This is a genomic window from Actinoplanes sp. NPDC019969 (assembly GCF_055562375.1).
Window position 1 is genome coordinate 389,771 of record NZ_JBVHFK010000005.1, and the last position, 24,216, is coordinate 413,986.

General features: G+C 72.4%; 24 protein-coding genes and 1 riboswitch. Of the genes, 15 read left to right on the plus strand and 9 right to left on the minus strand.

Annotated features, from left to right (window positions below):
* Positions 1 to 2 precede the first annotated feature (2 nt).
* A complete protein-coding gene (locus ACZ3II_RS17970) occupies positions 3 to 788 on the minus strand; it encodes a DUF1684 domain-containing protein (protein ID WP_465518771.1) in 786 nt (261 codons plus the stop codon).
* A 73-nt stretch (positions 789 to 861) separates the two neighbouring features.
* Positions 862 to 976: riboswitch (SAM riboswitch) on the plus strand.
* 17 nt (positions 977 to 993) lie between these two features.
* Between ACZ3II_RS17970 and ACZ3II_RS17975 the strand changes: the two genes are divergently transcribed.
* From ACZ3II_RS17975 to ACZ3II_RS17995, 5 genes are all read left to right on the plus strand, one after another.
* Entirely contained in the window at positions 994 to 2,220 is a 1,227-nt protein-coding gene (locus ACZ3II_RS17975) for an aminotransferase class V-fold PLP-dependent enzyme (RefSeq protein WP_465518772.1), read from the plus strand.
* A gap of 69 nt (positions 2,221 to 2,289) precedes the next feature.
* Entirely contained in the window at positions 2,290 to 4,566 is a 2,277-nt protein-coding gene (locus tag ACZ3II_RS17980) for a putative bifunctional diguanylate cyclase/phosphodiesterase (RefSeq protein ID WP_465518773.1), read from the plus strand.
* Positions 4,567 to 4,599: 33 nt separating this feature from the next.
* Positions 4,600 to 6,810 carry a GH92 family glycosyl hydrolase gene (locus ACZ3II_RS17985; protein ID WP_465518928.1) on the plus strand — a complete coding sequence of 737 codons (2,211 nt, stop codon included), beginning with the start codon at positions 4,600 to 4,602 and terminating at the stop codon, positions 6,808 to 6,810.
* Positions 6,807 to 8,066 (plus strand): glycosyltransferase, encoded by a 1,260-nt coding sequence (locus ACZ3II_RS17990; protein ID WP_465518774.1) that lies wholly within the window; start codon positions 6,807 to 6,809, stop codon positions 8,064 to 8,066. Before ACZ3II_RS17985 ends, ACZ3II_RS17990 begins: the two co-directional genes overlap by 4 nt.
* Before the next feature lie 140 nt (positions 8,067 to 8,206).
* Positions 8,207 to 8,476 carry a hypothetical protein gene (locus ACZ3II_RS17995; protein WP_465518775.1) on the plus strand — a complete coding sequence of 90 codons (270 nt, stop codon included), beginning with the start codon at positions 8,207 to 8,209 and terminating at the stop codon, positions 8,474 to 8,476.
* On the opposite strand, the gene ACZ3II_RS18000 is transcribed toward ACZ3II_RS17995, so the two are convergent.
* The gene (locus tag ACZ3II_RS18000) at positions 8,401 to 8,871 is read right to left on the minus strand and encodes an SRPBCC domain-containing protein (RefSeq protein WP_465518776.1); all 471 of its coding nucleotides are present in this window, start codon (positions 8,869 to 8,871) and stop codon (positions 8,401 to 8,403) included. The genes ACZ3II_RS17995 and ACZ3II_RS18000 overlap by 76 nt on opposite strands.
* On the minus strand, positions 8,868 to 9,221 hold the full coding sequence (locus ACZ3II_RS18005; protein WP_465518777.1) for an ArsR/SmtB family transcription factor: 354 nt from the start codon (positions 9,219 to 9,221) through the stop codon (positions 8,868 to 8,870). The genes ACZ3II_RS18000 and ACZ3II_RS18005 overlap by 4 nt, the downstream gene beginning before the upstream one ends.
* A 226-nt stretch (positions 9,222 to 9,447) precedes the next feature.
* Between ACZ3II_RS18005 and ACZ3II_RS18010 the strand changes: the two genes are divergently transcribed.
* The gene (locus ACZ3II_RS18010) at positions 9,448 to 9,702 is read left to right on the plus strand and encodes a hypothetical protein (protein WP_465518778.1); all 255 of its coding nucleotides are present in this window, start codon (positions 9,448 to 9,450) and stop codon (positions 9,700 to 9,702) included.
* A gap of 176 nt (positions 9,703 to 9,878) precedes the next feature.
* Here ACZ3II_RS18010 and ACZ3II_RS18015 read toward each other — a convergent pair whose 3' ends face one another.
* Positions 9,879 to 10,643: a GAF domain-containing protein gene (locus ACZ3II_RS18015; RefSeq protein WP_465518779.1), complete on the minus strand. Its 765-nt coding sequence runs from the start codon at positions 10,641 to 10,643 to the stop codon at positions 9,879 to 9,881.
* 422 nt (positions 10,644 to 11,065) lie between these two features.
* Entirely contained in the window at positions 11,066 to 12,118 is a 1,053-nt protein-coding gene (locus ACZ3II_RS18020; RefSeq protein WP_465518780.1) for a glutamate-cysteine ligase family protein, read from the minus strand.
* Between the two features lie 271 nt (positions 12,119 to 12,389).
* Between ACZ3II_RS18020 and ACZ3II_RS18025 the strand changes: the two genes are divergently transcribed.
* The gene (locus tag ACZ3II_RS18025) at positions 12,390 to 13,004 is read left to right on the plus strand and encodes a hypothetical protein (RefSeq protein WP_465518781.1); all 615 of its coding nucleotides are present in this window, start codon (positions 12,390 to 12,392) and stop codon (positions 13,002 to 13,004) included.
* 782 nt (positions 13,005 to 13,786) lie between these two features.
* Here ACZ3II_RS18025 and ACZ3II_RS18030 read toward each other — a convergent pair.
* Complete coding sequence (locus tag ACZ3II_RS18030; protein ID WP_465518782.1) at positions 13,787 to 14,257, minus strand: SHOCT domain-containing protein; 471 nt, start codon at positions 14,255 to 14,257, stop codon at positions 13,787 to 13,789.
* 56 nt (positions 14,258 to 14,313) lie between these two features.
* Here ACZ3II_RS18030 and ACZ3II_RS18035 point away from each other — a divergent pair, with 56 nt between their 5' ends.
* The 7 genes from ACZ3II_RS18035 (at position 14,314) to ACZ3II_RS18065 (ending at position 20,820) form a co-directional block, all read left to right on the plus strand.
* Positions 14,314 to 14,973 carry a spermine/spermidine synthase domain-containing protein gene (locus tag ACZ3II_RS18035; RefSeq protein ID WP_465518783.1) on the plus strand — a complete coding sequence of 220 codons (660 nt, stop codon included), beginning with the start codon at positions 14,314 to 14,316 and terminating at the stop codon, positions 14,971 to 14,973.
* 403 nt (positions 14,974 to 15,376) lie between these two features.
* Positions 15,377 to 15,751 (plus strand): hypothetical protein, encoded by a 375-nt coding sequence (locus ACZ3II_RS18040; protein WP_465518784.1) that lies wholly within the window; start codon positions 15,377 to 15,379, stop codon positions 15,749 to 15,751.
* A 15-nt stretch (positions 15,752 to 15,766) separates the two neighbouring features.
* Entirely contained in the window at positions 15,767 to 17,503 is a 1,737-nt protein-coding gene (locus ACZ3II_RS18045) for a hypothetical protein (protein ID WP_465518785.1), read from the plus strand.
* Positions 17,500 to 17,709, plus strand: a complete 210-nt coding sequence (locus ACZ3II_RS18050) for a hypothetical protein (RefSeq protein ID WP_465518786.1) — start codon at positions 17,500 to 17,502, stop codon at positions 17,707 to 17,709. The genes ACZ3II_RS18045 and ACZ3II_RS18050 overlap by 4 nt, the downstream gene beginning before the upstream one ends.
* A gap of 2 nt (positions 17,710 to 17,711) precedes the next feature.
* Positions 17,712 to 18,260 carry a hypothetical protein gene (locus tag ACZ3II_RS18055; RefSeq protein ID WP_465518787.1) on the plus strand — a complete coding sequence of 183 codons (549 nt, stop codon included), beginning with the start codon at positions 17,712 to 17,714 and terminating at the stop codon, positions 18,258 to 18,260.
* 20 nt (positions 18,261 to 18,280) lie between these two features.
* Positions 18,281 to 19,843 carry an AAA family ATPase gene (locus ACZ3II_RS18060; protein WP_465518788.1) on the plus strand — a complete coding sequence of 521 codons (1,563 nt, stop codon included), beginning with the start codon at positions 18,281 to 18,283 and terminating at the stop codon, positions 19,841 to 19,843.
* Positions 19,844 to 19,848: 5 nt separating this feature from the next.
* Positions 19,849 to 20,820 carry a hypothetical protein gene (locus ACZ3II_RS18065; protein ID WP_465518789.1) on the plus strand — a complete coding sequence of 324 codons (972 nt, stop codon included), beginning with the start codon at positions 19,849 to 19,851 and terminating at the stop codon, positions 20,818 to 20,820.
* Between the two features lie 107 nt (positions 20,821 to 20,927).
* Here ACZ3II_RS18065 and ACZ3II_RS18070 read toward each other — a convergent pair whose 3' ends face one another.
* Positions 20,928 to 21,050 carry a hypothetical protein gene (locus ACZ3II_RS18070; RefSeq protein ID WP_465518790.1) on the minus strand — a complete coding sequence of 41 codons (123 nt, stop codon included), beginning with the start codon at positions 21,048 to 21,050 and terminating at the stop codon, positions 20,928 to 20,930.
* A 603-nt stretch (positions 21,051 to 21,653) separates the two neighbouring features.
* On the opposite strand from ACZ3II_RS18070, the gene ACZ3II_RS18075 reads away from it, so the two are divergent.
* Positions 21,654 to 22,265: a hypothetical protein gene (locus ACZ3II_RS18075; protein ID WP_465518791.1), complete on the plus strand. Its 612-nt coding sequence runs from the start codon at positions 21,654 to 21,656 to the stop codon at positions 22,263 to 22,265.
* 17 nt (positions 22,266 to 22,282) lie between these two features.
* Here ACZ3II_RS18075 and ACZ3II_RS18080 read toward each other — a convergent pair whose 3' ends face one another.
* Together ACZ3II_RS18080 and ACZ3II_RS18085 are read right to left on the minus strand one after the other, a co-directional pair.
* Complete coding sequence (locus ACZ3II_RS18080) at positions 22,283 to 23,473, minus strand: serine hydrolase domain-containing protein (protein WP_465518792.1); 1,191 nt, start codon at positions 23,471 to 23,473, stop codon at positions 22,283 to 22,285.
* Positions 23,463 to 23,819 (minus strand): hypothetical protein, encoded by a 357-nt coding sequence (locus ACZ3II_RS18085; protein ID WP_465518793.1) that lies wholly within the window; start codon positions 23,817 to 23,819, stop codon positions 23,463 to 23,465. The genes ACZ3II_RS18080 and ACZ3II_RS18085 overlap by 11 nt, the downstream gene beginning before the upstream one ends.
* Positions 23,820 to 24,216: the final 397 nt, after the last annotated feature.

Sequence of the window (24,216 nt, forward strand, 5' to 3'; positions counted from 1 at the left end):
AACTACCGCGGAATCTGCTCACCGGCCTCGATGGCGACCTCGAGCCGGTTGCCGGTGGGCGGCAGCGGGCAGGTGGCGAACTCGGTGTACGCGCACGGCAGGTTCGTCGCCCGGTTGAAGTCCAGGGTGACCGTGCCGTCGGCGGCCGGCGGCGCGATGAACAGGCTCCGGTTCGCCGCGTAGGTGGTCAGCCCCGACGTCGCGTCGGTGAACAACACGAACAGTGACCCCGGCGTGCTGCCGTTGAAAGCGATCAGTGACTGCCGCACCCCGCCGACCTCGAAGTCGATCCGGCCCGGCGACTCGTAGACGTGCTCGATCCCCTCCGACACCGAGCCCACCGTTGTCGGCTTCGGCTCGTCGAAAGCCTGGTAGGAGCCGGTCACCATCCACTTCTCGTCGGCGGGATAGGCGGGCGTGCCGGGGTAGCCGGTGAGTACCGGGTTGTCCGGGTGCCGGGGCCGGACCACGTCGAAGCCACCCCGCCGGGCGATCTCGATCTTCGCGTTTCCGTGACCCACGGTGATGTCGGCGCGCTCGGCGAGCGGCGCGAAGGTGTGCGTGCCGGTGATCGCCGTGCCGTCCACGGTCAGCGACTCACCCTCGGCCAGGGCGACGGTCACGCCCTCCGGCCCGGTGCTCCACGCGCCCGGCGCGCCCTCGAACCGCTGCGGGTTCGCGTCGAGCCAGTGCAGGCCGGTGATGGCGAGGAAGCCGTGTGGATCGGCGCGCCGCTGCTCGTGCTCGGCGTGCCACTGGTCCCACTGGTCCTGGAACGAGATCGTCATGATCAGGACTTTAATCCCTACTTGTTGCGTGGGAGATTGGTGCGGGGCGTGACATCTGCTACGTTCCGATGCAGGTCATGAGCGCCAGCGCGAAGCCCCGGCTCGCTGGCCGGCAACCCTTCCGTTCGCGACGGGGTGCCCCGGGTGAGGACCGGGCCGCTGCCGTCCGGCAGCGGCAAAACGGCGAACCCGTGGAGGCGCGGTCATGCCATCTCTGTCCGTCATCGGCGACGATCTCAAGGTCGAGCTCCCGTCCGGCGAGGCCGTCCGCTTCGCGCACCTCGACTACGCGGCCTCGGCGCCGTGCGTGCAGGCGGCCGCCGACGCGATCCAGGACCTGCTGCCGCGGTACGGCAGCGTCCACCGCGGCACCGGCATCCGGTCGCACAGCTCCACCGTCGCGTACGAGCTGGCCCGCGACGTGGTCGCCGAGTTCACCGGCGCCCGCGCGAGCGACACGGTGATCTTCACCCGGAACACCACCGACGCGCTGAACCTGCTGGCCCGGGCGCTGCCGCCGGGCGCCACGACGGTCCAGTTCGACGGCGAGCACCACGCCAACCTGCTGCCCTGGCCGAACCCGGTCCGGTTGCCGGTGCCTTCATCCGGTCTGGTGAAAGAAGCGCTGGATGCGGCTCTGCGCGAGATCACCGGGCCGGTCGTCGTCACCGTCACCGGGGCGAGCAACGTCACCGGCGAGGTGTGGCCGGTGCGCGAGCTGGCCGACGTCGCGCACGCCCACGGCGCCCGGGTGGTCGTCGACGCCGCCCAGCTCGCCCCGCACCGCCCGATCGACCTGGACGATCTCGGCGCCGACTACGTCGCGTTCTCCGGCCACAAGCTGTACGCCCCGTTCGGCGCCGGGGTGCTGGTGGGCCGCGCGGACTGGCTGGACGCGGCGGCCCCGTACCTCGCCGGTGGCGGCGCCGTCACCGCCGTCGGTGACCGTCCCGGCGACCTGACCTGGGCCACCGGGGCCGCCCGGCACGAGGGCGGCACCCCGAACCTGCTCGGCGCCGTCGCCCTGGCCGCCGTCTGCGAGGCGCTCCTCACCGCGGACCGGGCCGCCCTGCACGCTCACGAGCAGGACCTGCTGACCCGGCTCCGGGACGGTCTGGCGACCGTGCCGGAGGCCGTCGAGGTCAGCCTGTTCGGCCCGGCCCACCCCCGGGTCGGCATCGTCTCGCTGGCCCTGCCCGGCCACGACCCGGCCGAGGTCGCCCAGCGGCTCGGCCGCGAGCACGGCATCGGGGTACGGGCCGGCCAGTTCTGCGCCCACCCGCTGACCCGCCGGCTGACCGGCGCCGGGCGGACCGGTTCCTGCGGCGACGGGACGCCCGGGCTGCTGCGGGTCAGCTTCGGCCTGGGCAGCACCGACGGTGACATCGACCGGCTGGTCGCCGGGCTGCGCGCGGTACTCACACCCCAGTAGCGGTACTCACACCCCAGTAGCAACCCGGCAGGAACGCGGACCCGGCCCCGGCAGGCCGATGATGCGTTCGTGGCGACGTGGATGAGGCGGCTCCGCGACCGGCTTCCGGCCGGGCGGGGCCTCAGCGACGGGGACTGGGCGGGCCGGCACCGGCTGCTGACGGTGCTGCTCGGCGTCGTCATGGTGCTGCTCACCGTGTACGGGGTGCTCACCGGGGCCCACCCCACCGAACTCCTGATCACCGACGGCCTGGTGCTGTCCAGCCTGGTCGCGGCCACGGTGCTGCGCAACCGGCGGGTCCGGTCGCTGGCCGTCGCGCTCGGCGCCGCCGCGGCCTGCGCCGGGTTCGTGGCGTTCTGCCACGGCCTGACCGAGGCGCACTTCGCGTTCTTCGTCGCCATCCCGGCGCTCGCGCTGTACCGGGACTGGGCGCCGTTCGGCGGCTTCCTGCTCGCCACCGTCGCCCACCACGCCGGGTTCGGCACCTTCGAGATCGAGCACACCTTCGGCAACGACCAGGCCCGGGAGAACCCGCTGGTCTGGGCGCTGCTGCACGGGGTGGCGGTGCTCGCCGCCGCCTCCTTCCAGATCGTCGCCTGGCGGTTCAACGAGACCGCCGAGGAGCGCGCCGAGGAGCACCTGAGCGAGAGCCGGGCGCAGCTGTCGGTGGCGTTCGACGAGACCCCGGTGCCGATGGCGATGTTCACCCCGGACGGGCGGATGGTCCGTACCAACGCCGCCTACCGCGAGTGGCTGCGCCTGCCCGCCGTGCTGCCCGACGGCTTCTCCCTCGCCCACCTGCCACTCGCCCCGGTCACCCCGGACGAGCCGCAGCTGGGAAGGATGCTCACCGACTCGCCCGAGCCGGTCACCGTGACCCGGCAGTACCGGCGCACCGACGACGGCTCGCTGATCTGGGCGCAGACCCACGCCACCGGCCTCTACGGCCGGGACGGCGCCCTGCGGCTGATCTTCGTGCACTGCCTGGACGTCACCGCGGTCCGCGACCACGAGGCCGAACTGCGCCACCAGGTACGCCACGACTCGCTCACCGGGCTGCTGTCCCGCAAGGCGTTCGAGCACGACCTGGCCGCGCTGCTGGCCGGCAGCGCCGAGCCGGTCAGCGTGATCTACCTGGACGTCGACCGGTTCAAGTCGATCAACGACGGGGCCGGGCACGCCAGCGGCGACGATGTGCTGCGCGCGCTCGCCCAGCGCCTCGGGCAGGTCGTCCCGCCCGGCGCCCTGGTGGCCCGGCTCGGCGGCGACGAGTTCATCGCCGCCCTGGCCGGACCGTCCGGCACCGGCCTGCGGGTCGGCAACAGCATCCTCGCCTCGCTGGCCGAGCCGCTGCCGGTCGGCGCCGTCGAGCTGCCCGTCTCGGTCAGCGTCGGCGTCACCACCGCGTTCGGGCCGATGCCGGCCGAGGACGTGGTGCTCGCCGCGGACACCGCCATGTACGCGGCGAAGCGGGCCGGCGGCAACCGGATCCAGGTGTACACCGACGAGCTGCGGGTGCCCGTACAGGAGAAGATCGCCGCCGAGGGCCGGCTGCGCCGTGCCCTGGCCGGCGACCCGCGGGTGACGCTGCCGCTGTGGTTCCAGCCGGTGGTGTCCACCGTGACCGGGCAGATCGCCGGCGCGGAGGCGCTGGTCCGGATGCGCACCCCGGACGGCGGGATCCTGTCCCCGTACCACTTCATCGGCGCCGCCGAGGAGACCGGCCTGATCGTGCCGCTCGGCGAGCACGTGCTGCGCTCCGCCGTCGAGCACCTGCTGCACTGGTCCGACCGGCTCGGGTACGTGTCGGTCAACGTCAGCCCGCGGCAGCTCGCCGAACCGGACTTCGTGCCGATGGTCGCCGGCGTGCTCGCCGGGCTGCCCGGCCTCGACCCGTCCCGGATCGTCCTGGAGATCACCGAGACCGCGCTGCTGTCGTCCGCCGTGGACGTCTCGGAGCGGCTCACCTCGCTCAAGCAGCTCGGTGTGCGCATCGCCCTGGACGACTTCGGCACCGGATACAGCTCGCTGACCTGGCTCAAGTCGCTGCCCGCCGACATCGTCAAGCTGGACCGCTCGTTCGTGGCCGGGCTGGCCGAGGACCCGCGCAAGGCGTCGATCATCCAGGCCGTGCTGTGGCTGGCCCGGTCGCTGGGCATGTCCACGATCGCCGAGGGTGTCGAGGAGCTCGCCGACTGGGCGGCGCTGCGGTCCGCCGGCTGCCCGGCCGTGCAGGGCTACTTCTTCAGCAAGCCGCTGCCCGCCGCCGAGTTCGACGGGATGCTGCGGTCGCCCGTCAGGGGAGTTCACCTGGACGAAACCATGGGGACCGCTGTCGCCGGTTAGAGTCCGCCCATCCTTGACGACGTTGATCCCTTCATCGGCACCGCGGCCACCGATCTGCCTCGCGCACACGGTCTCGCCGCTACCTGGTGGTGGCCGAAACCGCAGGTGGGCAACACCCACCCGGGGGCCACCTCACCCTTCGGCATGGTCTCCGCCTGCCCGTACTCGGGGGCGTACCCGACCGGTTACGGCAGGTACGCCAAGAACACCGAGGGCGTGCCGGAGGAGATGTTCGACCGGCTGAAGGCGTCCGGGTTCACGCACTTCCAGCAGTCCGGCACCGGCGCGATCCGCAAGTACTACAACTATGTCCGCGTGACGCCGATGACCCAGCCGCTCGACGACCTGGGCCAGTCCTGGTCACTGGAGGACGAGCGGGCCGAGGCCGGGTACTACGCGGCCAACCTGGACACCGGGGTGCGCTGCGAGATCACCGTGGGGGAGAAGGTCGCGGTCCACCGCTACACCTTCCCCGACCACCACAGCGCCCGTGTCGTCATCGACCTGTCCTGCGGCGGCCTGGCCATCGACCTGGGCCGGACCGTGCCGCTGCGGGCCCAGGCCGAGAGCATGGGACACGGTCGGGCGCAGGGCACCGTGGTGATGGAGGGCATCCCGCTCTCGGTGCACATCGAGGTGGACAGCCCCGGCTGGCGGCAGATGCTCTGGTACGACCGGCGGCTCATCCCCGGCGGCACCCGCCTCGACTTCGACAGCATCCGGCACACCACGCTGCGCCCGTTCGGCATGCTCTTCATGGGCCCGGCCCGCGCCGGGCAGACCATCGAGGTGCGGATGGGGTTCTCGCTGCGCGGCTGCGACCAGGCCCGGGAGAACCTGCACCGGGAGTGCGGCACCGGGACGACGGCGTTCGAGACGGTCCGCGCCCGCACCCGGTCCCGGTGGCGCGACCACCTCGGCCGGGTCCAGGTCGACGGCGGCACCCCGGCGCGCCGCACGGTTTTGGCCACCGCGCTGTACCACTCGCTGATCAAGCCGTGCATCGCCGGCGACGAGAGCCCCAACTGGCCCGGCCCCGGCCCGTACGCGTTCGACATCTGCACCATGTGGGACATCTACAAGACGCAGCTGCCGCTGCTCTCCGCGATCGCCCCGGACCGGCACCACGACCTGCTCGAATCGCTGATCCGGGTGTGCGAGGAGGAGGGCAACTTCCCGATCGGCTACCGGATGGCCCGCGGCGCCGACCGGTTCTTCCGGCAGGCCAGCGCCCTCGCCCACACCGCGCTCGCCGACATGCACGCGCTCAACCGGCCCGGCATCGACTGGACCTGGGCGCTCGTGCACATGGTCGACGACCTGCGCCGGCTGTACGGCGAGGACTTCTGGGAGCACGGCGTGGTGCACCCGATCACGCACACCCTCGACCTGGCGTACGCCCACCACTGCACCGCCACGGTGGCCCGCGCCCTCGGTGACCACCGCCTCGCCGCCGACCTGGACCGGCGCAGCCGGGACTGGGTGAACGCCTTCGACCCGGCCACCGGCCTGCTGCGGGACTCCGAGTTCTACGAGGGCGGCAAGTGGAACTACTCGTTCCGGCTGCTGCACGACATGCGCGGCCGGATCGCGCTGGCCGGCGGCGACCGGGCGTTCGCGCGGATGCTGGACCGGTTCTTCGGCTACGGCGCGGAACCGGTGAAGCAGCCCGGCCGCGGCCCGGACCCGGCCGAGATGGCCGCCGGGTACGCCCTGAACCGGTTCGAGGGCCTCAACAACGAGCCCGACATGGAAGTGCCCTGGGCCTACCACTACGCGGGCCGCCCGGACCGGACCGCCGAAGTGATCAACTCGGCGCTGACCTGGCAGTTCGGCACCGGACCCGGCGGCCTGCCGGGCAACGACGACTCGGGCGGGCTGAGCGCCTGGTACGTCTGGGCCTCCCTCGGCCTGTTCCCGGTCGCCGGCCAGAACCTGTTCCTGGTCAACACGCCCGCTTTCGAACGCGCCGCGCTCCAGGTCGAGGGCGGCGAGTTCGTCATCGAGACCAGCGGCCACCGCGCGAACCCGATCGGCGTCGACGGCCTCGACCGCGACCCGGCGCCCCAGTACGTGCAATCCGCGACCCTCAACGGGAGGCCCCTGCACGGCACCCACCTGTCGGCCGCCGACGTCCACCACGGCGGACGGCTGCACCTGCGGCTCGGCCCCGAACCCTCCACCTGGGGGCACGGGATCCGGCCGCCGTCCCTCGCCGATTCCCACCCTAAGGAAGCCCGATGAGCCGACCCACCCGCCGACTCGTCATCGCGGTCCGCGCCGACCCGGTCATCTGCGGACACTCCGGGGAGGCCCGCAACCTCGCCGAGGTCGCGCTCACCCGCGGCTTCGACGACGTCCGGCTGCTCACCTGGCCGGTACCGGCGCTGCGGGCGGCCGGCCTGCCGCTCAAGCCCCTGGACCGGCTCCTGCCGTACAGCCCCGGCATCACCGTCGAACGGCCGGAGGCGGTCGGCGACTACCGGGTGCCGGACGGCCGCCACCTGGCCGGGCTCACCGGCCGGCTGGTCGAGCTGCTGAGCGAACCGGTGCCCACCGTCTGCCTGTCGATGTACCTGGTGCCGCACACCCAGGTGATCAACGACGCGGTCACCGCCGCGCGCGCCGCCGGATTCGCCCCCGACGTGCACACCATCGCCAAGGCGGTCGGCTCGGACGTCACCAACGTCATCCGGAACTGCCTGCGCGAGGGCCGGTTCGGTGCGGCGACCGTGCTGCTCACCACGTTCCTGGCCAGCGACGAGGTGGTGGCGGTCTCCGAGTACACCCGCGACGAGATCATCGCCGCAGCCGAGGAGGTGGACGCGCACCGCGGCACCCGCTTCGCCGAGCAGTGCCGGGCCCGCGTCACCGTCAGTTACCCACCGATCGACGCGTCGGCGTTCCTGGACCTCGACCCTGACGCGGTGGACGCGGCCCTGGCACGGCGGGGTCTGCGCCGGGACGGGTACATCCTGTTCCTGTCCCGGGTGGCCCGTGCCAAGGGCATCTACGACCTGGTCATGGCGTACGGCCAGATGCGCTGCCGGGACGACGTGAAACTGGTCGTCGCCGGGACCGGGCCGGCGTTGGAGCACGTCCGCGCGATGGCCCGGGACGACGACCGGATCGTCTTCCTCACCGACGTCGATGACGACGAGAAGCCGCTGCTGATGGCCGGGTGCGCGGCGTACGCGCTGCCCACCAAGCCGGAACCGGACTTCGTCGAGACGTTCGGCATCGCCCTGGCCGAGAAGGCCCTGGCCGGTGGGGGCCCGATCATCACCACCACGACCGGCGGCGTCGGCGAGGCGGTCGGCGACACCGCGGTGATCGTCGAGGCCGGCGACGTGCCGGCGATCGCCGAGGCGGTCGACCGGGTGGTCCTCGACATGTCCGCTGAACAGCGACGTGACCTGGAGAAACGCGCCCGGGCCCACGCGCTCGCCTTCGACCGGGGCGCCGTGTTCGACCACCTCTTCACCGCCAGGACCGCGTGAGTGGTACGGGCGGACGGGCCCGATGATCCATCGAGGTCCGTCCGCCCGGCATAACGATCCTGTGTATCCCCTGTGCCCGGGTCGTGTCATCCGGCGCTGATCGGGTATGAAGTCCGCCAGCGCCTTCACAGGGAGAAACCGTGCTCCGCCGCATCCTCGGGTACCTGAACCAGCGCGTCGATCCGGCGCCGAACCCGCTCCGCATCACCGTGCGCGACGTCGACGGTGATCTCGCCCGGCTGCGCGCCGCTCCTGCCTGGGGGCGCGACCCGGGACTGCGGGATCAGGCCGACCGGCTGCTCGACGTGCGGGCGGTCCTGGCCCGGCACGAGGCTCAGATCCGGCCCTCGGCGGCCAGCTTCTCCAACCGGGCGTACCCCTCGTTGACGCCGACCTCCATGCCGCTCTGAAGCCAGGCGTCCCGGCTCTCGAAGCTCTCCACCAGCGACTGGGCGTGCAGCCGGGTCCGCCCGTCGCCGAGGTCCTCGAACCACAGCGTCTCCAGGGCCACCCCGTCCGGCTCGCCCTCGAACGTGAACGTCTGCACGATCCGGTCCGGGCCGACCTGGTGGAAGCAGCCGCGGAACGCGTACGCCTCCTCGCCGCGGCGGGACACGTACCGCCAGTTGCCGCCGTCCCGGGCGTCCCAGTAGTCGATCTCGTTGGTCAGCGACTCCGGCCCGTTCCACAGGACGAACACCTCCGGGTCGGTGTGCGCCCGGAGCAGCTGCTCCGGCGTGGCGGTGAAATCCCTGGTGATCCGGATGATCGGCAGTTTCGGGTCGGCCTCGATGCTCGTGTTCATGACTTCTGTCCTCTCCGGTGGGGGTCCGTCTCGTCGATCTCCGCCAGCACCCGGTCCAGGCGCTGGTAACGCTCCTCGGCGCGTCGGCGGTAACGCTCGATCCACGCTTCCATCTGGTCGAACACCTCCGTCTCCAGGCGCACCACGCGTGGCTGCGGTCCCGGCGGGCGGCTCACCAGGCCGGCGTCCTCCAGCACGCGGAGGTGCTTGTAGACCGCCTGCAGCGACATGCGGTAGGGCTCGGCGATCTGATTGACCGTCGCGTCGCCGCCGGCCAGCCGGTGCATCATGTCGAGCCGCGTCGGATCAGCGAGAGCGGCGAAGACCTTCGACATCGTGTCGGCTGACATCCGTACCTCAATTCAACCTCTTGGTTTAAAGCCAACGTAGACCGGCAGCGTCGCAGTGTCAACCAGAAAGTTTAAAGACCAGCTCGGGGCCGTTTTGGCGGCGGTTCCCCGGGAAACCCGCCGTAAACATTTCCTCGACAGTTGGTTACTCGACTGTGCCCTTTCGGGGCGGTTGCCGCCCTACCCTGGATCTCACTCATCCTTGGCGTAGCGGGAGGGACCCCACGTGCACGACGACATGCTCCGGCTGCTCGACGACTGCATCGACCGGATGCTGCTGACACGCGAGCGCCTGGCCGCCGCCCGCCGGGTCCACCCGGGCGAACGCCACACCACCGTCCTGTCCGCCATCGCCGCCGCCCAGCTCTTCGCCACCGAGGCCACCCGCGCGCTGCCCGGCCCCACCCCGGCGCCCCTGCCCACCGCCCTGCACGCCGGCCCGGCGACCCGCCCGCATTCCCCGGCCCGCTCCGCGGCCTGACGTCCTCCGCTTCTCCTCACTCGCTCCCGCCTTCGCTTCTCCTCACTCGCTTCCGCCTCCGCTTCCTCACTCGCTCCTGCGTTCGTGCCTGAAGCCCTCCGCCTCCTCTGACTTGCTCCTGCTTGCGCGGCCGGCGTCAGAGACGCCCGCCTGATTTATCCGCTCTTCTCAGTCTTTCAGGCATTCGGGCCCGGGGCCGGCGGGCGGTCGGTGGACCGAGCCAGCCGGCGAGCACCCGCCGCGGCCAGCAGCGCCAGAAGCCGTTGCTCGGCCTGATCGGGGGAGCCGGGCCGTGGATAGTGGGTGGACAGCACCCCGATCACGTCCCCGTCCGGACCGGTGAGCGGAATCGACCGCACCGCCCGTACCCCGGCGTCCAGAACCACCGCCCGGGCCGGCTGCCCGGCGAAGACCCGGCTGCTCGCCACGTCGTGCACCTGCACCGTCCGGGCCCGCCCGAGCGCCACCCCGCACGCCGACGCCTGATCGTCGACCACCTCGAAGAACTCTAGGAACTCCGGCCCGAACCCGCGCTGCGCCACGATCCGCAGCCCGCCGGCGCCCGCGTCGTACAGTTGCACGTTCCCCATCGGCGCCCGGGTCAGCGTCATCGCCGCCGCCAACACCGCCGCCGCGATCGCCCCCGGGTCCTCCACCCGGTAGAACTCCGGCTCGAACAGCACCAGCCCCCGCTGATCCGCCGACGTCATCGCCGCCGCGTCCCGTGCCAGCCGGGCCGCTCGCTGTTCCACGTCGGCCCACCGCTGTCGTAGCTCGTTCTGCACCGTCTGCCGCCAGGCCTCGGCCACCTCCCGGCTGTGCTGTGCCTGCGACCGCGCCCGCAGCGCCTGCCGCAACTGCTCCTCGGCGTCGGCGTGCCGTTGCCGAGCCCGCTCAGCGATCTCCCGGGCCCGTGCCGCATGATCGCCCCGGGCCGGCACAGTCCCATTCTCCGGCCCGGACTCCGGGCTCCGCGCCGCAGTCTTGCCCATTCCCCAGTGTTACCACGCCCCCCGAGACCATGGCACCGGACGACCGATCCACCGCTCCCCACCTGCCACCGGCCCTGCCTGCCACCGACCCACCTGCCAGCCGTCGTGCCTGCCTACGGTCGTGCCTGCCACCGGCCCACCTGCCAGCTTGTGCGGCTGGTTCTCATGGCTGTCTCAGCGGGCGGGAGACAGCCATGAGAACCAGCCGGGTCAGCCCAAGCCTCCGGCTGGTCCTCAGTGCTGTCTCGACCGTCCTGAGGCAGCACTCACGGCCAGCCGGACCAGGCAGCCTACGGCCGGGCTTGCCGGGTGTCACGGGTGAGACCGCCGAGATGCCGTCCCGGTAGTGGTGATGACTGCCGGGGCGGCGTCTACTGGTGGGCGGTGGCGCGGTCCAGGATGTCGTCGGCGGGGCAGCGGCCGCGGTACACGTACCGCTCAGTGAAGTCAGCGACCGCATCGCGCAACTCGCGGGAGACGCCCTGGCGGGCGAGGGCGCCGTAGGCGGCCAGGAAACAGTCCCGCGCCGCCGCGGCCAGAACCGGGTCGGTGAGCGCGTCGCGGGCCGCACGCTCCCACAGCGCGGACTCGCCGGTGAGACGGGCGACGGCTGCCCCGGCCTCCTCCGCGGCCTGCGGGTCGTCGAGGAGCACCGCGGCCACGGTGGCCGGGATCCGCCAGTCGTCGCCGGGCTGGCGGTCGGCGACGTCGAGTTCCAGGTGCCCGCGGGCGGCCACCGGCGGACGCAGCCCGGCCCGGTGCCGTTCCAGTTCGGTGCGGGTGATGTGGCCGGTGGCGCGGATCCGCTGCCGGGGCGAGGCCCCGGTGCTTCCGGGGGTATCCATGACGTACGCCGTCCAAGCTGCCCGCGGATCCTCGGGCACCGGTACGGTCGGCAGGTCCCGGCGGAGCGCCTGACGTACGCTGCGCCACCCGGCGGGACGGCCGTGCCGCAACGGCGAGTTCGCGAACGCGGCCGCGAGCACCGGGGTGAGCCGGTGCGCGAGCTGCCAGCGCCGGGGGAGTCCGAGCGGCCCGCCGCCGTCGAGCCCGGCTTCCAGGCCGACCCGGATGCCGGCGGTGGCCGTACCGATCGCGGACCCCGGCGCCTGCGGGTGCACCGTCCCGGTGGCCTGCGGAACCATGGTGAGCCGGTGCTGCTCGACGATCCGTGCCGACGCGGCCAGATCGTCGCCCATCCGCCGCAGCGCCACCTCCAGTCCCGGTGACGGCGGCCCGCTCACCACCAGGATCCGCGGTGACCGGGTGTTCAGGAACCCATGCCGCAGCGGACGCCGCCCGGCCGGCGCACACGCCGGATCCACCAGGAGATCGACCGCGATGCCCACGAAACCGGGTAGTCCCGGCGTGAACGCGCCCGCCGCGACGAACTCCTCGGCCATCCGCTCGTTCAGGATCCCCATGTCCGCCTCAACTCCCCGTCGCACCCGGGGCGGCGCCGCCCCGTACCCGTCTCGCCGTTCCCATCGGGCTCGTCGTCCGCTTCGGAGGCCCGTTCCGGAGCGACGAGCATAGCATTCCCATCTGCTTAATAGGAATATTGACCTGACTGGCTTCGACCCCGATTTCAGGATGGGTTCCTAGGATGCCCTAGGGGTTGTAGGGGTGGAAATAGGGGGTGGGGGAGGGTAAGTGCCGGACCTGCGGTCACGTGATCCGCCATATCGTCAGCGCATGCCATCGAAGAGCCTCACGGTGCGCCGCGCCGCGCCGGCCGCGCCCTTGTTGCTGCTGGCCCACGGCCTGTTCCGGCTGGTCGGTGGAGCGTACGGTCCAGGGCTCGCCCAGACTCTCGGGCACTGCGCTCTCGCTGCCGCGCTGTTGGCGTTCGTGGTGCTGGCGGCGGCGGTCCATCCGTACGCCTCCAGCGCCGGCCGGCACCTCGCCTCCGCCGGCCTGGCCGCGACGATCTCCGGGGTCGCCTGCTTCCTCTGGACAGTCGTCGACGGCCTGAACCCGGCGTTGCGGGCTCCGCTTCCCGTGCCGCTCGCGATCGCGGGGCCGCTGCTGTTCTCGCTGGGCATGCTGACCCTGCTCGGACTGCTGGTGGCGGCCCGCCGGGTTCCGGTCTGGAGTCCACTGCTGTTCGGCGCCGGCATCGCCGCGGGGCTCATCGAGATCGGTCTTCTGCCGCTCGCGGCGCTGATCCTGCTGGCCGCGCTGGCTCCGTTGGCGCGGCCCGGCCGTACCGCCGTGGTCCCGGACCGCGGTGGTCGCGCGCTCGTGGGTCCCGCCGATGAGTCGTCCCGCCCGCTGCTCTCGGTGGGCGCCTCTGCCTACGACGATTGACGGCTCGCCCGCTGATCTCAGAGGTGCCTTCACCCACGCCGATCGGCGGGTGCTGTCGGCTGCCCTGCTGCTCGTCGCTTCTAGGATCTTGTGCGATTCGTGCCGGCGCTGCCTGCCCAAGATCTATCAGGTTCGCGATCTTGGGCGGAAAGTGCTGGATTTCCGCAGCTCAGCGCACAATAAGGAGCAAAAATTCGATCTTGTGCGCCCGGCTCCGGCGTCGAATCCACACGATCGGGCACTGGCCCGGGAGCCCCGGCCGTAGGTGTGACGGCATCGCCCCGGACAGAGGGCTTGACTACTCGCCGTTCAGCACCCAGGAAGAAGGCTCATTCCCGGAGTGAATCGCACAAGTTCGGGCACGATCCCGATCTTGATCGCCTCGGTCCGGTGCCGCATCCACAAGATCTGTGCACAAGCTCCGTTCTGGACTCGCGTGTCCCGCCCGCCATCGACGCGAGCATCCCGGATCCCGCTGTCCGGTCTGCCGCCGGGGCTATGCGATCGGCTCTGCGTTCCGCTCCGGCATCTTCACTCCGGGCGTCGAGGTGCCGGCCTGTTCGGCAGACGCTCGACAACAGCGAAGAAGGCTCAGCGCGCGGGTGATGGCGCCCGGGTGAGCGGACTGAACTCGAGAGCGCGGGAACGATCACCGCCGGGACGGCTGTGGCCGGGCGTGTTCTTTCCGCGGCGGGCGGGCTACCGATGTCGGGCGGGTCGAGGGCCGCAGCCCTCGACCAGGGACGATCTTCCGAGGGGTCAGGAGTGACGCCGGTCGGAGGTCACGGGGTGTCGAGGACGGTGGCGCGTTTGGCGAGGTACTCGGCGTCTGTCAGCAATCCGGCCGCATGCAGTTCGGCGAGTTTCTGGAGCAGGGCGGACGTGTCGGGGGCGGCGGTCCGGCGGCGGGAGATCAGGTCGGCGAGGAACGCGGCGGCGGCGCGGTCGGTGCTGACGGACACGGTGTTGCCGCCGGTGGTGATCTCCACGCTGGAACGGAACAGTCGATCACGGGCGGTCACCGCGGTGATGTCGGTGAGGGGGATGCGCACCCGGCCGGCGCCGGTGCGCATCAGGGTTCCGGTGCTGGCGAGTTCCAGGCGGTCCGGGTAGACGAGCAGGTAGAGGTCGGCGCCACCGTCGCGGGTGTGGGCGGCGGCCAGCGCCCCGGTGACGTCGAGGCCGTTGCGGCGGGCCTTGTCGAGCGCCCGTACGCAGTGATCGGGAAGCGTCATGCCGTCGTCGGAGGTCACAGCCGGTCACCGTAGCTCATCGACGGGAGTCCATCGGGTGCGTACGCTTGCCGCCCATGGAGGAACGGGTCTTCACCGAACGGGGTGAGCTGGTCCTGCGGCGCCGGGACGGTCATTTCGAGCTGATCAGCAACGGTGTCTTCCTGATGGACACGCGGTCGGGGGAGTCGGAGCGGGTGCTGGTCCGGGCGGCTGTCGCGGCGTGCCGGCGGGAGCGGCCGCGGCTGCTGATCGGTGGGCTGGGGGTCGGGTTCTCGCTGGCCGAGGCGGCGCGGTCGGATGCCGGAGAGATCATCGTCGTGGAGATCGAGCCGGCGGTGGTGGGCTGGCATCGCGGGGTGCTGCGGCCGTTCAGCGAGGGCGCCCTGGACGATCCGCGGGTCCGGGTGGTGGTCGCGGACCTGGCGGCCTGGTGCACCGGGGTCAGCGACCGGTTCGACGCGATCTGCCTGGATGTGGACAACGGCCCGGGGTGGACGGTGTTCGATCACAACACGGGGCTGTACCGGCCGGCGGGTCTGGCGATGCTGCGCGAGCATCTGCGGCCGGGCGGGGTGCTGGCGGTGTGGAGCGCCGCCCCGGAGCCGGGTTTCGCGGAGACCCTGGTCCGCGTGGTGGGGCCGGTGCACACGGTCCGGGTGCCGGTGCGGCGGGGCGAGCCGGATGTCGTCTACGTCGCGTCCCGTGCGGACGAGGGGTGCGACGGCAGGGGGTGAACGGATGACGGCGTGCAGGGCGCGGCCCGGATGGTGGTCAGGCGTTCGGCTCCGGCGATTCATCCGTACGGTGGATTCGTCGTACGTCAATTCGTTGTCCTGTCCGGCAGGAAAGCATTTCGTTCCACTGATCGGCCGGCTTTTGTGGAATTCCGGCTTAGGGCGGAATGTGCGCTGGTGGCGGCGGACCGGCGAAGATCAAGTGCGGACACCCGTCCGGGGTACGGGGGAACATCGCGCTGTGGTGACCTGGTGCCCGGGACAAATGCGCTGTTAGGCTCGCGGGAACCGAAGGGAATTCGGCTGGAGAAACGCTCCCGGGGGCGAAATGGAATTCGAGCGCCGGCGACGTGTGGAAACGCGTATAGAGGCACAGGCGGCGGCCGCCCAAAGAGATCAACAATTGTCCGGCCCGGCCGTCCGGCAGAGTCGCCGGCCCCGGCACGCCGGGCTGTTCGAGGCGGCCCGGCGGCTCGACGCGGGCCTCGGCGCCGCCACCCGGGCCCAGCTGGCCGAGTGGATCCGCGGGGAGTATGCGAACGAGTTCGGCGACGTGCCGCTCGGCCTGCTCGCCGTCTGCCACCTCGGCCCGCCCTATGTCGATCACCGGCTCGACCTGTGGCAAGCCATCGTCGAGCACTACGCCCCGGCCGACGCCGTGCCGGACCCGTTCGCCCGTGCGCGGATGATGGTCCGCTCCGGCGCCTACGCCTTCGTCGAGGTCTACGCCAGCGGCGATCTGAAACCCGTCCTCGCGGACGGCACCGTCGTCGCCTGAAAGGTCGTCACATCCATGTCGGAATACGATGCGTACCTGCGCGGCAAGGTGGAGGACGTGGAGCTCCTCGTCAAGGGGCTGCAGCAGGGCGTCGGCGAGGTCGGGCTGCGGGTGGAGCACGTCGGCCGGCGTGCCGAGGAGGTCAGCGACCGGCTCCAGGCCCTCGCCCGCGCCTTCGAGGACTACGTGCAGGTCGCCGCCCGGACCGCCAACGTGCAGCGTGCCGAGACCCGGATCGGCGTCGTCGAGGCCCAGCTCAACAGCCAGTACGGGCACTACAACGTGGTCCGTAACGTCGCCACCGGCATGCTGCAGGGCTTCGACACCGGCATCGTCTCCGACGACACCATGCGCGACGTCGGCGAGCAGTTGATGATCCAGACGCCGCGGTACTGGCTGGCCCCGGTGCTGGTCGGCCTGCGTGCCTGGATCGCCGACGACCCGGAGATCTGCGATCGGGCCCTGGGCATCGCGTTCGAGCGGTCCCCGGCCAAGACGTCACTGTTCATGGCGCTGGTGCTGCGCCGGCAGGGCCGTGGTGAGGCGTCGCTGCGCTGGCTGCGGCACTATCTGGCCGCCCTCGACCCGCAGGCGCTGGGCCGCGAGTTCGCGATGGTGCTGGAGAGCATCTCGCAGGGCGCGTTCGGCCCGGCCGGCGTCGCCATGGTGCAGGAACGCCTCGACGAGTGGCGCGCCCACCTGCTGCGCGACGAGAGCCGCGAGCAGGCCCAGATCGACCGCTGGCGCACCGAGCTGGACCGGCACGCCGGCCCGTCGTCGGCGGACCGGTTCCCGCGGCTGGCCGAGATCTCCCCGCAGTGGCCGCAGATGGACGACGCGCTGGCCCGGGCCGGCGCGCACGGCTCGCTGATCGACGCGTACGCGGCGATGGCCGCCGAGGTGCACACGCCGCCCGCCCGGATCGAGGACCACGTCGACGACATCCTCGACCAGCTGGTCCGCGGCTACGACGACGAGGAACTGCCGCTGCGCCGCGAACACGCCCAGCACCGGGCCGTGGTCGACAACGGCGGCGACCTCGACGCGGCCCGCCACGCCCTCGACACCGACCTGCTCGCGCTCGACAAGACGTACGACTACCTGACCATCCAGAGCGAGTCCGCGCTCAACCCGGACCGGCTCGGCGTCAGCCGGGCCACCCAGCGGATGGCCGTCTCCTCCTGCCACGAATGGTTCAACCGGGCGCACGCCCTCTACACCCGCGACTACCGCAGCGGCGTGCCCACCGACGTGGAGGCCGTCTTCGACCAGACGCACAACCTCACCGGCGCCGTCTTCCGGCTGCCGCCCTGGACCGGATCGTTCGCCACCCCGATGGACGACCTGGAACGCGACCTGGCCGCCCACTGGGACCGGGCCGCCCAGCCGTTCCTGGCCAGCTTCGACTTCGACTGGACCCGCAAACTGATCCTGCCGGCCGCGGTCACCGTCGTGCTGGCGCTGTGCGGTTTCCAGCACCTCGGCTTCCTGCTGGCCGCCGTCATCGTCGGCGGCGTGTGGGGACTCGTGCTGTGGTCGCAGTCGCAGACCGCCGAGCAGCGCCGCGAGGCCGCGCGGAAACAACTCGAGGACGCCAAGCAGGACTCGCTGCGGCAGCTGCGCGGCGCTGGCGCCGAGGTCGTCGACTGGAGCACCGCGTTCCGTAACGCCGACCACCGCGAACACGAGGTCCGCGAGGTCATCGCCGACCTGGCCACCGCCGGCGCCCCCCGAACAGGAGCTTCGCGATGACGGCACCGTCCAACGGGCAGCGCCCGCCGCAGATCCCGGCGCCCCGCGCCTCCTTCCCGGAACGCGTCGAGGAGGATGTGCCGTGGGCCCGCCGCAGCACCGGGCGGCCCGCCACCAGCCGCGAACGCCGCATCGTCCGCGACCTGCCCGGCTGGGACCCGCTGCCGCCCGGGGAGAACCTGGTCCGCCGCCGGGCCCGGGACTGACCATGTGGGTCACCGGAGGCGCCTTCCAGACCTGGGCCGGCTTCCTGGACCGCTGGGCCGCCGGGGAGAACGCCGACCCCGCCGCCCTGCCCGCCCTGGACCCCGGCCACTTCGCCGGCGACAGCTGGGCCCGGCTCACCGACCGGATCACCGGCGCCCTCGACCAGCGGCTCACCACCTGGTCCGGCACCCTCGCCCGGGAGCTCAGCGCCGCCCGCGACGAGTTCACCGCCGCCCACGCCCTGCATCAGGCCCGCCGGCAGCTCACCACGATCCGGGCGCTGGCCGCCGCGCCGGCCCTGCCCGAACAACTGCGCAGCCGGCTCACCGGCCTGGTCGACGCCCAGATCCGTGGCGTCCAGGACCAGCTGGAACAGCACGTCGACCGGATGCGCCGGGCCGGGCGCCCGCACCGCGCCGTCGAGGCCCGGCGCCGCACCATCCGTGACAACCCGCTGACCGCCGCCCTCACCAGCCCACCCGGCGCCACCGGCGCCGGGTGGGCCATCGACCCCACCGCGACGCCCCGGCGCCGGGTGATCCTCGACTGAAACGGCCCGGGAGACCACCGATGTCCAACTATCACGAGGCCGGCAAGGACCTGGACAGCTACCTGTCGGCACGGGTGCCGCTGATCGGCGTGCACAGCATCGAACAGACCCGCGCGCTGCGCCTGATCAAACAGGTCGCCACCGATCCGCGCCGCGCCAACCAGGCGTTCTGGATCTACACCCGGGCGCTGGGGCTGCGCGACCTGCGTACCGGCGCCCCCGCCCTCGACGACCACTCGCTGACCGGCGCGATGGACTTCGCCGCCCAGCGGTTCAGCGCCCGCGCCCAGGCCACCGTCGTCTTCGTCGACCCGGACGATCTCAGCGACGACAACACCGCCAGCCGGCACGTCGCCGAACTCGCCCGCCTCGCCGAGGCCAACTCCGGCAGCGTCGTCATCCTCACCGACACCCCGCTGTGGAACGGCCTGGAACGCCTCGGCATGAGCGTCACCCTGGACCTGCCCGACGCCGCCGAGATGTACGAGGCCATCTTCGACTTCCTCCGCGACCACCACGGCGTCGTCCCGATCGACTGGTCCGAGCAGGACGCCCGCCGCGCCGCCGAATTCCTCGTCGGCGTTCCCGAGGGCACCGCCATCAACGTGATGGCCACCCTGGTCACCAAGGGATCGGTGGAGAAGGCCGACGTGCAGAAGCTCGCCGCGTTCAAGGACAAGCACTTCGGCGCCCTCGCCGGCCTGGAACGGGTCCGGCTCGACGCCGGCGACACCGAGATCGGCGGGCTGACCAGCCTGCGTGCCTGGCTGCGCCGCAAGCAGCGGCTGATGACCGCCGACCTGCGCGGGACCCGGCTGCGGGCGCCCCGCGGGGTGCTGCTCGTCGGTGTCCCCGGCTGCGGCAAGTCGCTGTCCGCGAAAGCCATCGCCGCGGTGTGGGAGCTGCCGCTCTACCGCCTCGACCTGGCCGCGATCATGGGGAAGTACGTGGGACAGTCCGAGGCCCGCCTTCGTGAGGCCCTCGACACCGCCGACCGGCTGGCCCCCTGCATCCTCTGGATCGACGAGATCGAGAAGGGACTCGCCGGGCAGGACGACAGCACCGGCGTCAGCCGCCGTCTCATCGGGCAGTTCCTGTTCTGGCTCCAGGAGTCCCGGCACCGCGTGTTCGTGGTCGCCACCAGCAACGACGTCCGGTCGCTGCCGCCGGAGCTGCTGCGCAAGGGCCGCTTCGACGAGCTGTTCTTCGTCGATCTGCCGGACGGTGAGGACCGGCAGGAGATCATCGGCATGTACTACCGGCGGTACGTCGACCAGGACCCGCCCGCCGAACTGCTCGACAAACTCGTCGGGCTCTCCGAGGGGTTCGCCGGCTCCGACATCCAGGCCGCCCTGCACGAGGTCGGCGAACAGGTGTTCCTCAACGGGCCCGAGTCGCTGCGGCCCGACTTCGTGATCGACACGTTCACCAACACGTTCCCGCTGAGCCGTACCAACCCGGAACAGATCGAGGAGATCCAGGCGTGGGGCCGCGACCGGGCCGTCCCCGCCGGGCGGGCCCTCACCCGGGCGCCCGCCGACACCGGGCCGCAGCGCCGCCGCGTCGTGGTCTTCGGGGACTGATCACCATGACCGACAACGATCACCCGCGCGGCGTCTGGGACCCCACCAACCTGTTCTCCGCCCCGCCGCCGGACGAGCAGCCCACCGTGCCCGCCGCTCCGGCTGTCCCGGGCACCTATTTCGCCTTCGAGCAGCAGCCGGCCGCCCCGGACCCCATCGTCGCCGACCCCGGCCCGGCGGCGGATCAGCAGCCCACCATGCCGGTCAGTGGCCCTGCCTGGGGTGGTCTCCCGCCGCCCGGGCCGCCGGCGTGGGAGAGTCCGCCGCCCACGAGCTTCTCAACCCCTCCGGTGTACGGGGAACCCGCCGCCGAGACCTGGCAACCGGCCGTCTCCAAGAGCCCCAACCGGCTGCCACTGATCATCCTGGCCGTCGCCCTGCTGGCCCTCGCCGGAACCGCCGGGGGCATCCTGCTGGTGCGCTACCAGGACCGCACCGAGGCCGCCGCCGTTCCGGCAGCCCCCGCCGACGACGACGTGCCCGCCGACATCCCGACGACATCCGGCGAGACCTGGACGCCCGAGCCCACCCCGACCACGCTGGAGGCCACCGAGGCCGCCGACCCGCAGGCCGCCGCCCTCGCCCAGCTGGAGCAGCAACGCGACGATGACGTCGCCACCGTCGTACCGGCCGGTCAGTTCGTCGCCCAGATCGCCTCCAAGTACCCCGGCATCAGCGACCCCCTGCAGACCACCGCCGACGGCTCGCACGTCTTCCAGGCCACCGACATCCTCGCCGAGCACCAGCGACTCCGTGCCCAGCACGGCGACGCCGACCATCCGGTGATCCTGCTGAAGAGCACCGACTACGGCAAACAGCAGCTGATCAACGGCCAGCCGCTCTGGGTCACCTTCGCCACCGGCGACTTCCCCGACAAACAGTCGGTGCTCGACTGGTGCGCCAACCAGTTCAGCGACCTCTCCACCGCCGAACTGAAGAACCAGTGCGACGCCCGAACCCTCCGAGCCGCCCCATGACCACCGACCCACCCCCGCCCTGGGCGATCCCCGACCCCGGTGACCACGACCAGCCCACGACGGAATCGTCCCAGCCGGCCCGGCCCGGGCCAGGCGCGGACCGGCAATCACCGGTCCCGCCGCCCGATCCGGTTGACCCCCGTGCCGAACCGGCGGCCGCCGACGAGGAACGGCCCCTGTTCGAGTCCGGCGATCGGCTCTTCCCCGCCGGTCCGGTATCCCGGCCGCATCGGCCATGGACCACCCCGCCCGACCTGCCCCGCACCCGCCGCGACCGCACCGTGGAAACCCCCGGCTCCAGCGACCTGCCACCGGGCCACCGCCCGCCGCCGGAAGCATCCGGAGGACCGCCGCCAGGCCGCCGCCCGCCGCCGGAGACACGCAGCGGACCACCCCCGGGCCGCCGCCCGCCGCCGCTCCCGGGAACAGGGGGACCGCCGTCCGGCCGTCGCCCGTCAACCTTCTCGGAGACAGGTGGGCCGCCCTTCGGCCGTTGGCCAGAGCCGTCGGAACCACCCGAATCTGGCGGGCCGCCGGTCGGCCGTCACGTGGCAGGGCCGCCGGGGCCTGACGGAGCAGCGCCCCAATGGCGCAAACCGGGACAACCGCGCCGCGAGCCGCCACCGGGCTCGCGTCAGCCCGCATCGCCCCCCACGCCGGGGCGCTCCGGGCAGCCGCAGCCGCCGTCGGCTCGGGGCAGGTCTGGAAAGTCGGGGCCACCTTCGGCGTGGGGCGGGCCCGGAGAGTCGGGGTCGCCGTCAGCGCGAGGCGGGCCTGCAGCGGGAGGCCGGGCCGGGCAGCCGTGGGCGGGGCAGGGGCCGGGGGAGAGCGAAGTGCCGGGAGACCGCACACCGCCGGGTGAGGGACGGCCGGAGACCGACGAGGCGGACCCGCACGTCGGCGTGATCGCCGGGCATGTGCGGGTGACGGCGGCGGCGCTGTCGAACCGGTCAGCGCCGGGAGTGCTGGCCGCGTCGGTCGCTGCCGTGATCAGCATCGCCGCCTGGGCCGGCCGGTCCCTGGCCGGGGACGTCGGCACCGGCCTGCTGCTGACCGCGGTGCTCGTGCCGTTGGCGCTGGTCGCCGGCCTGGCGCTGGCGCACCGGCTGCTGCCCGCGGGTGGCGGTTCGGCGGCGGTCCGGGAGTTCACCGTACGCGCCGCCCACGGCACCGATCTCCGGGTGAGCATCCGCACCGCCGCGCCCCGTGATGCCCTGCGGCGCGGCGACCTGGTCCGGGTGATCCCGGCCCGGCACGCCGGCCTGCTGCGCCGGAACCCGGCCCGGCCCGGCCCGCTGCGCGCGGTGGAGTTGCTCACCGCCCTCGGTGGGCCGGTGGTACGCCGTGTCGACGCCGACCCGTCGCTGCCGCCGGTGCAGATCGCCGGTCTGACCCTGGCGGTGCTGTTGCTCGCCTCCACCGCCGCCGCCGTACTGCTGATCTGACCGTTCCGGCGGGTGGATCAGTCGTCGAGGGCCTGGTAGACCGTGGTCCAGAAGTCCCTCGAGCGGGGCAGGGTCTGGTCGCCCGCGTGGGCGCGCTGCAGGAACAGCAGCGCGGTCAGGTTCTCGGCGGGGTCGTTGTACCAGGCGGTCCCGTAGAAACCGGGCCAGCCGTAACTGCCGGCGGACGGGCCGAGTTCGGTCCGGCGGGTCCGCACGCACATGCCGAAACCCCAGCCCATGGCGTCGAAGTAGCCGGGCCGGAAACCGGAGACCGCCTTCTGCGCGGCGCTGAGATGGTCGGTGGTCATCAGCGTCACCGACGGGCGGGACAGCACCCGCTCGCCGTCGTGGACTCCGCCGGCGAGCAGGGTCGAGGCGAACGTGAGGAAGTCGGCGGGAGTGGAGACGAGACCGCCGCCGCCGGACTCGAACGCCGGCGGACGGCTCCAGCGGCCGTCCGGGGCGTCGTCGACGACCGGTTCGCCGGTGGGGGCGTCGTCTCGGGCGTACGCCGTCGCCAGCCGCCCGAGATCCGCGCCGCCCACGGTGAACCCGGTGTCCGTCATGCCGAGCGGTTCGCAGATCCGCTCCCGCAGCGCCTCGCCGAACGTCATGCCGGTGGCGCGGGCCACCAGCACACCGGTCACGTCGGCTGCCGTGTCGTACATCCAGCGGTCGCCCGGCTGGTGGACCAGTGGCAGCGCGCCGAGCCGCCGCAGCCATTCCGCGCGCGGGGCGGCGTAGACCGCGGCGAGCGCCTCGGCGATCGGAACCGTCCCGGGCTCGGCGAGGACCATGCCGGTGCCGAGCGTGAACGTCAGCAGATCGCGCACCGTGATCGGCCGGTTCGCCGGGACGGTGTGGTCCAGCGGCCCGTGCGGGTCGGCGAGCACGGTCATGTCCGCCAGTTCGGGCAGGAGGTCGTCGACCGGGTCGTCGAGGCGCAGCGTGCAGTCCTCGACGAGGGTCATCACGCAGGCCGCGACGATCGGTTTGCTCATCGAGCCCAGGCGGCAGATCGTGTCGGCGGCCATCGGGGTGGCCGAACCCGGACCGTCGAACGCCAGGGTCCCGGCCGCCTCGGCGTGCACCCGGCCGTGGCGGGCGAGCACGGCGACCGCACCCGGCACGAAACCGGAGGCGACGTGCCGTTCGAGCAGGTCCCGCAGCCGGCCCAGCCGTTTCGGCGCGAATCCGTCAGCGTTCACCCGTCTCCCCGTTCCGTCTCGCCGTCACCAACCAGCCCGAGCCCGCCTGGGCCAGGCGGAGACCCGCCCTGAAAGGCTCGGACCAGCCGGAGGCCGGGCTGCTGTGCAGGGTCAGACCGGTCAGCGCCATGCCGGGTGACAGGCCGCCGAGGACCAGCGCGGCGTTCTCACCCGGCCGCGCCGTGTCCGGATCGTGGCGGCCGCACAGCCGCAGAATACGCAGCACGGTGACTTCGTGCCGCCCGGCCGGCCACAGGGTGTCGCCCCGGCGGATCGGGCCGGCGCCGACCCGGCCGGTCACGGCGGTCCCACCGGCCGGATCCGGGAAGACGTCCTCGATCAGCATCCGATGTTTCTACCCCCGGCTGGTTCTCAGGGCTGTCTCGACCCGGTCGAGACAGCCCTGAGAACCAGCCGGGGGTGACCGCAAGGGGCATGCATGAGCGGAGGAAAGGGACGGTCCGGAGGGGACGCCTGCCGCAGCCGCGGGGTGTCACGGGACCGTCGTTGGCCCGTACCAGAAAGTGGTGTGACCGATCGCTGCGTGAGGTCGCCGACGGGGGGTCACGGGGTCAGAAGCGCTGGAGGCCCATCTCGTGGCGCAGCCCGTTGCTGACCCAGACCTGCAGGCGGACGTGGGTGAACCGGGGTGGTATCCGGCCTGCAACCCGGGGTGGCCACCCCGCCGGTGCGGGGATTGAACGACGTTTCAAGGAGCGGCAGGAGCGGTGTGAGGACCACGC

What these genes read in the sequence shown, in the direction of transcription:
- ACZ3II_RS17970 (WP_465518771.1), bottom strand. Translation starts at nt 788, where the DNA reads ATGACGATCTCGTTCCAGGACCAGTGGGACCAGTGGCACGCCGAGCAC.
- ACZ3II_RS17975 (WP_465518772.1), top strand. Translation starts at nt 994, where the DNA reads ATGCCATCTCTGTCCGTCATCGGCGACGATCTCAAGGTCGAGCTCCCG.
- ACZ3II_RS17990 (WP_465518774.1), top strand. Translation starts at nt 6,807, where the DNA reads ATGAGCCGACCCACCCGCCGACTCGTCATCGCGGTCCGCGCCGACCCG.
- ACZ3II_RS18000 (WP_465518776.1), bottom strand. Translation starts at nt 8,871, where the DNA reads ATGAACACGAGCATCGAGGCCGACCCGAAACTGCCGATCATCCGGATC.
- ACZ3II_RS18005 (WP_465518777.1), bottom strand. Translation starts at nt 9,221, where the DNA reads ATGTCAGCCGACACGATGTCGAAGGTCTTCGCCGCTCTCGCTGATCCG.
- ACZ3II_RS18020 (WP_465518780.1), bottom strand. Translation starts at nt 12,118, where the DNA reads ATGGGGATCCTGAACGAGCGGATGGCCGAGGAGTTCGTCGCGGCGGGC.
- ACZ3II_RS18025 (WP_465518781.1), top strand. Translation starts at nt 12,390, where the DNA reads ATGCCATCGAAGAGCCTCACGGTGCGCCGCGCCGCGCCGGCCGCGCCC.
- ACZ3II_RS18035 (WP_465518783.1), top strand. Translation starts at nt 14,314, where the DNA reads ATGGAGGAACGGGTCTTCACCGAACGGGGTGAGCTGGTCCTGCGGCGC.
- ACZ3II_RS18045 (WP_465518785.1), top strand. Translation starts at nt 15,767, where the DNA reads ATGTCGGAATACGATGCGTACCTGCGCGGCAAGGTGGAGGACGTGGAG.
- ACZ3II_RS18050 (WP_465518786.1), top strand. Translation starts at nt 17,500, where the DNA reads ATGACGGCACCGTCCAACGGGCAGCGCCCGCCGCAGATCCCGGCGCCC.
- ACZ3II_RS18055 (WP_465518787.1), top strand. Translation starts at nt 17,712, where the DNA reads ATGTGGGTCACCGGAGGCGCCTTCCAGACCTGGGCCGGCTTCCTGGAC.
- ACZ3II_RS18060 (WP_465518788.1), top strand. Translation starts at nt 18,281, where the DNA reads ATGTCCAACTATCACGAGGCCGGCAAGGACCTGGACAGCTACCTGTCG.
- ACZ3II_RS18065 (WP_465518789.1), top strand. Translation starts at nt 19,849, where the DNA reads ATGACCGACAACGATCACCCGCGCGGCGTCTGGGACCCCACCAACCTG.
- ACZ3II_RS18070 (WP_465518790.1), bottom strand. Translation starts at nt 21,050, where the DNA reads ATGCGGCCGGGATACCGGACCGGCGGGGAAGAGCCGATCGCCGGACTC.
- ACZ3II_RS18085 (WP_465518793.1), bottom strand. Translation starts at nt 23,819, where the DNA reads ATGCTGATCGAGGACGTCTTCCCGGATCCGGCCGGTGGGACCGCCGTG.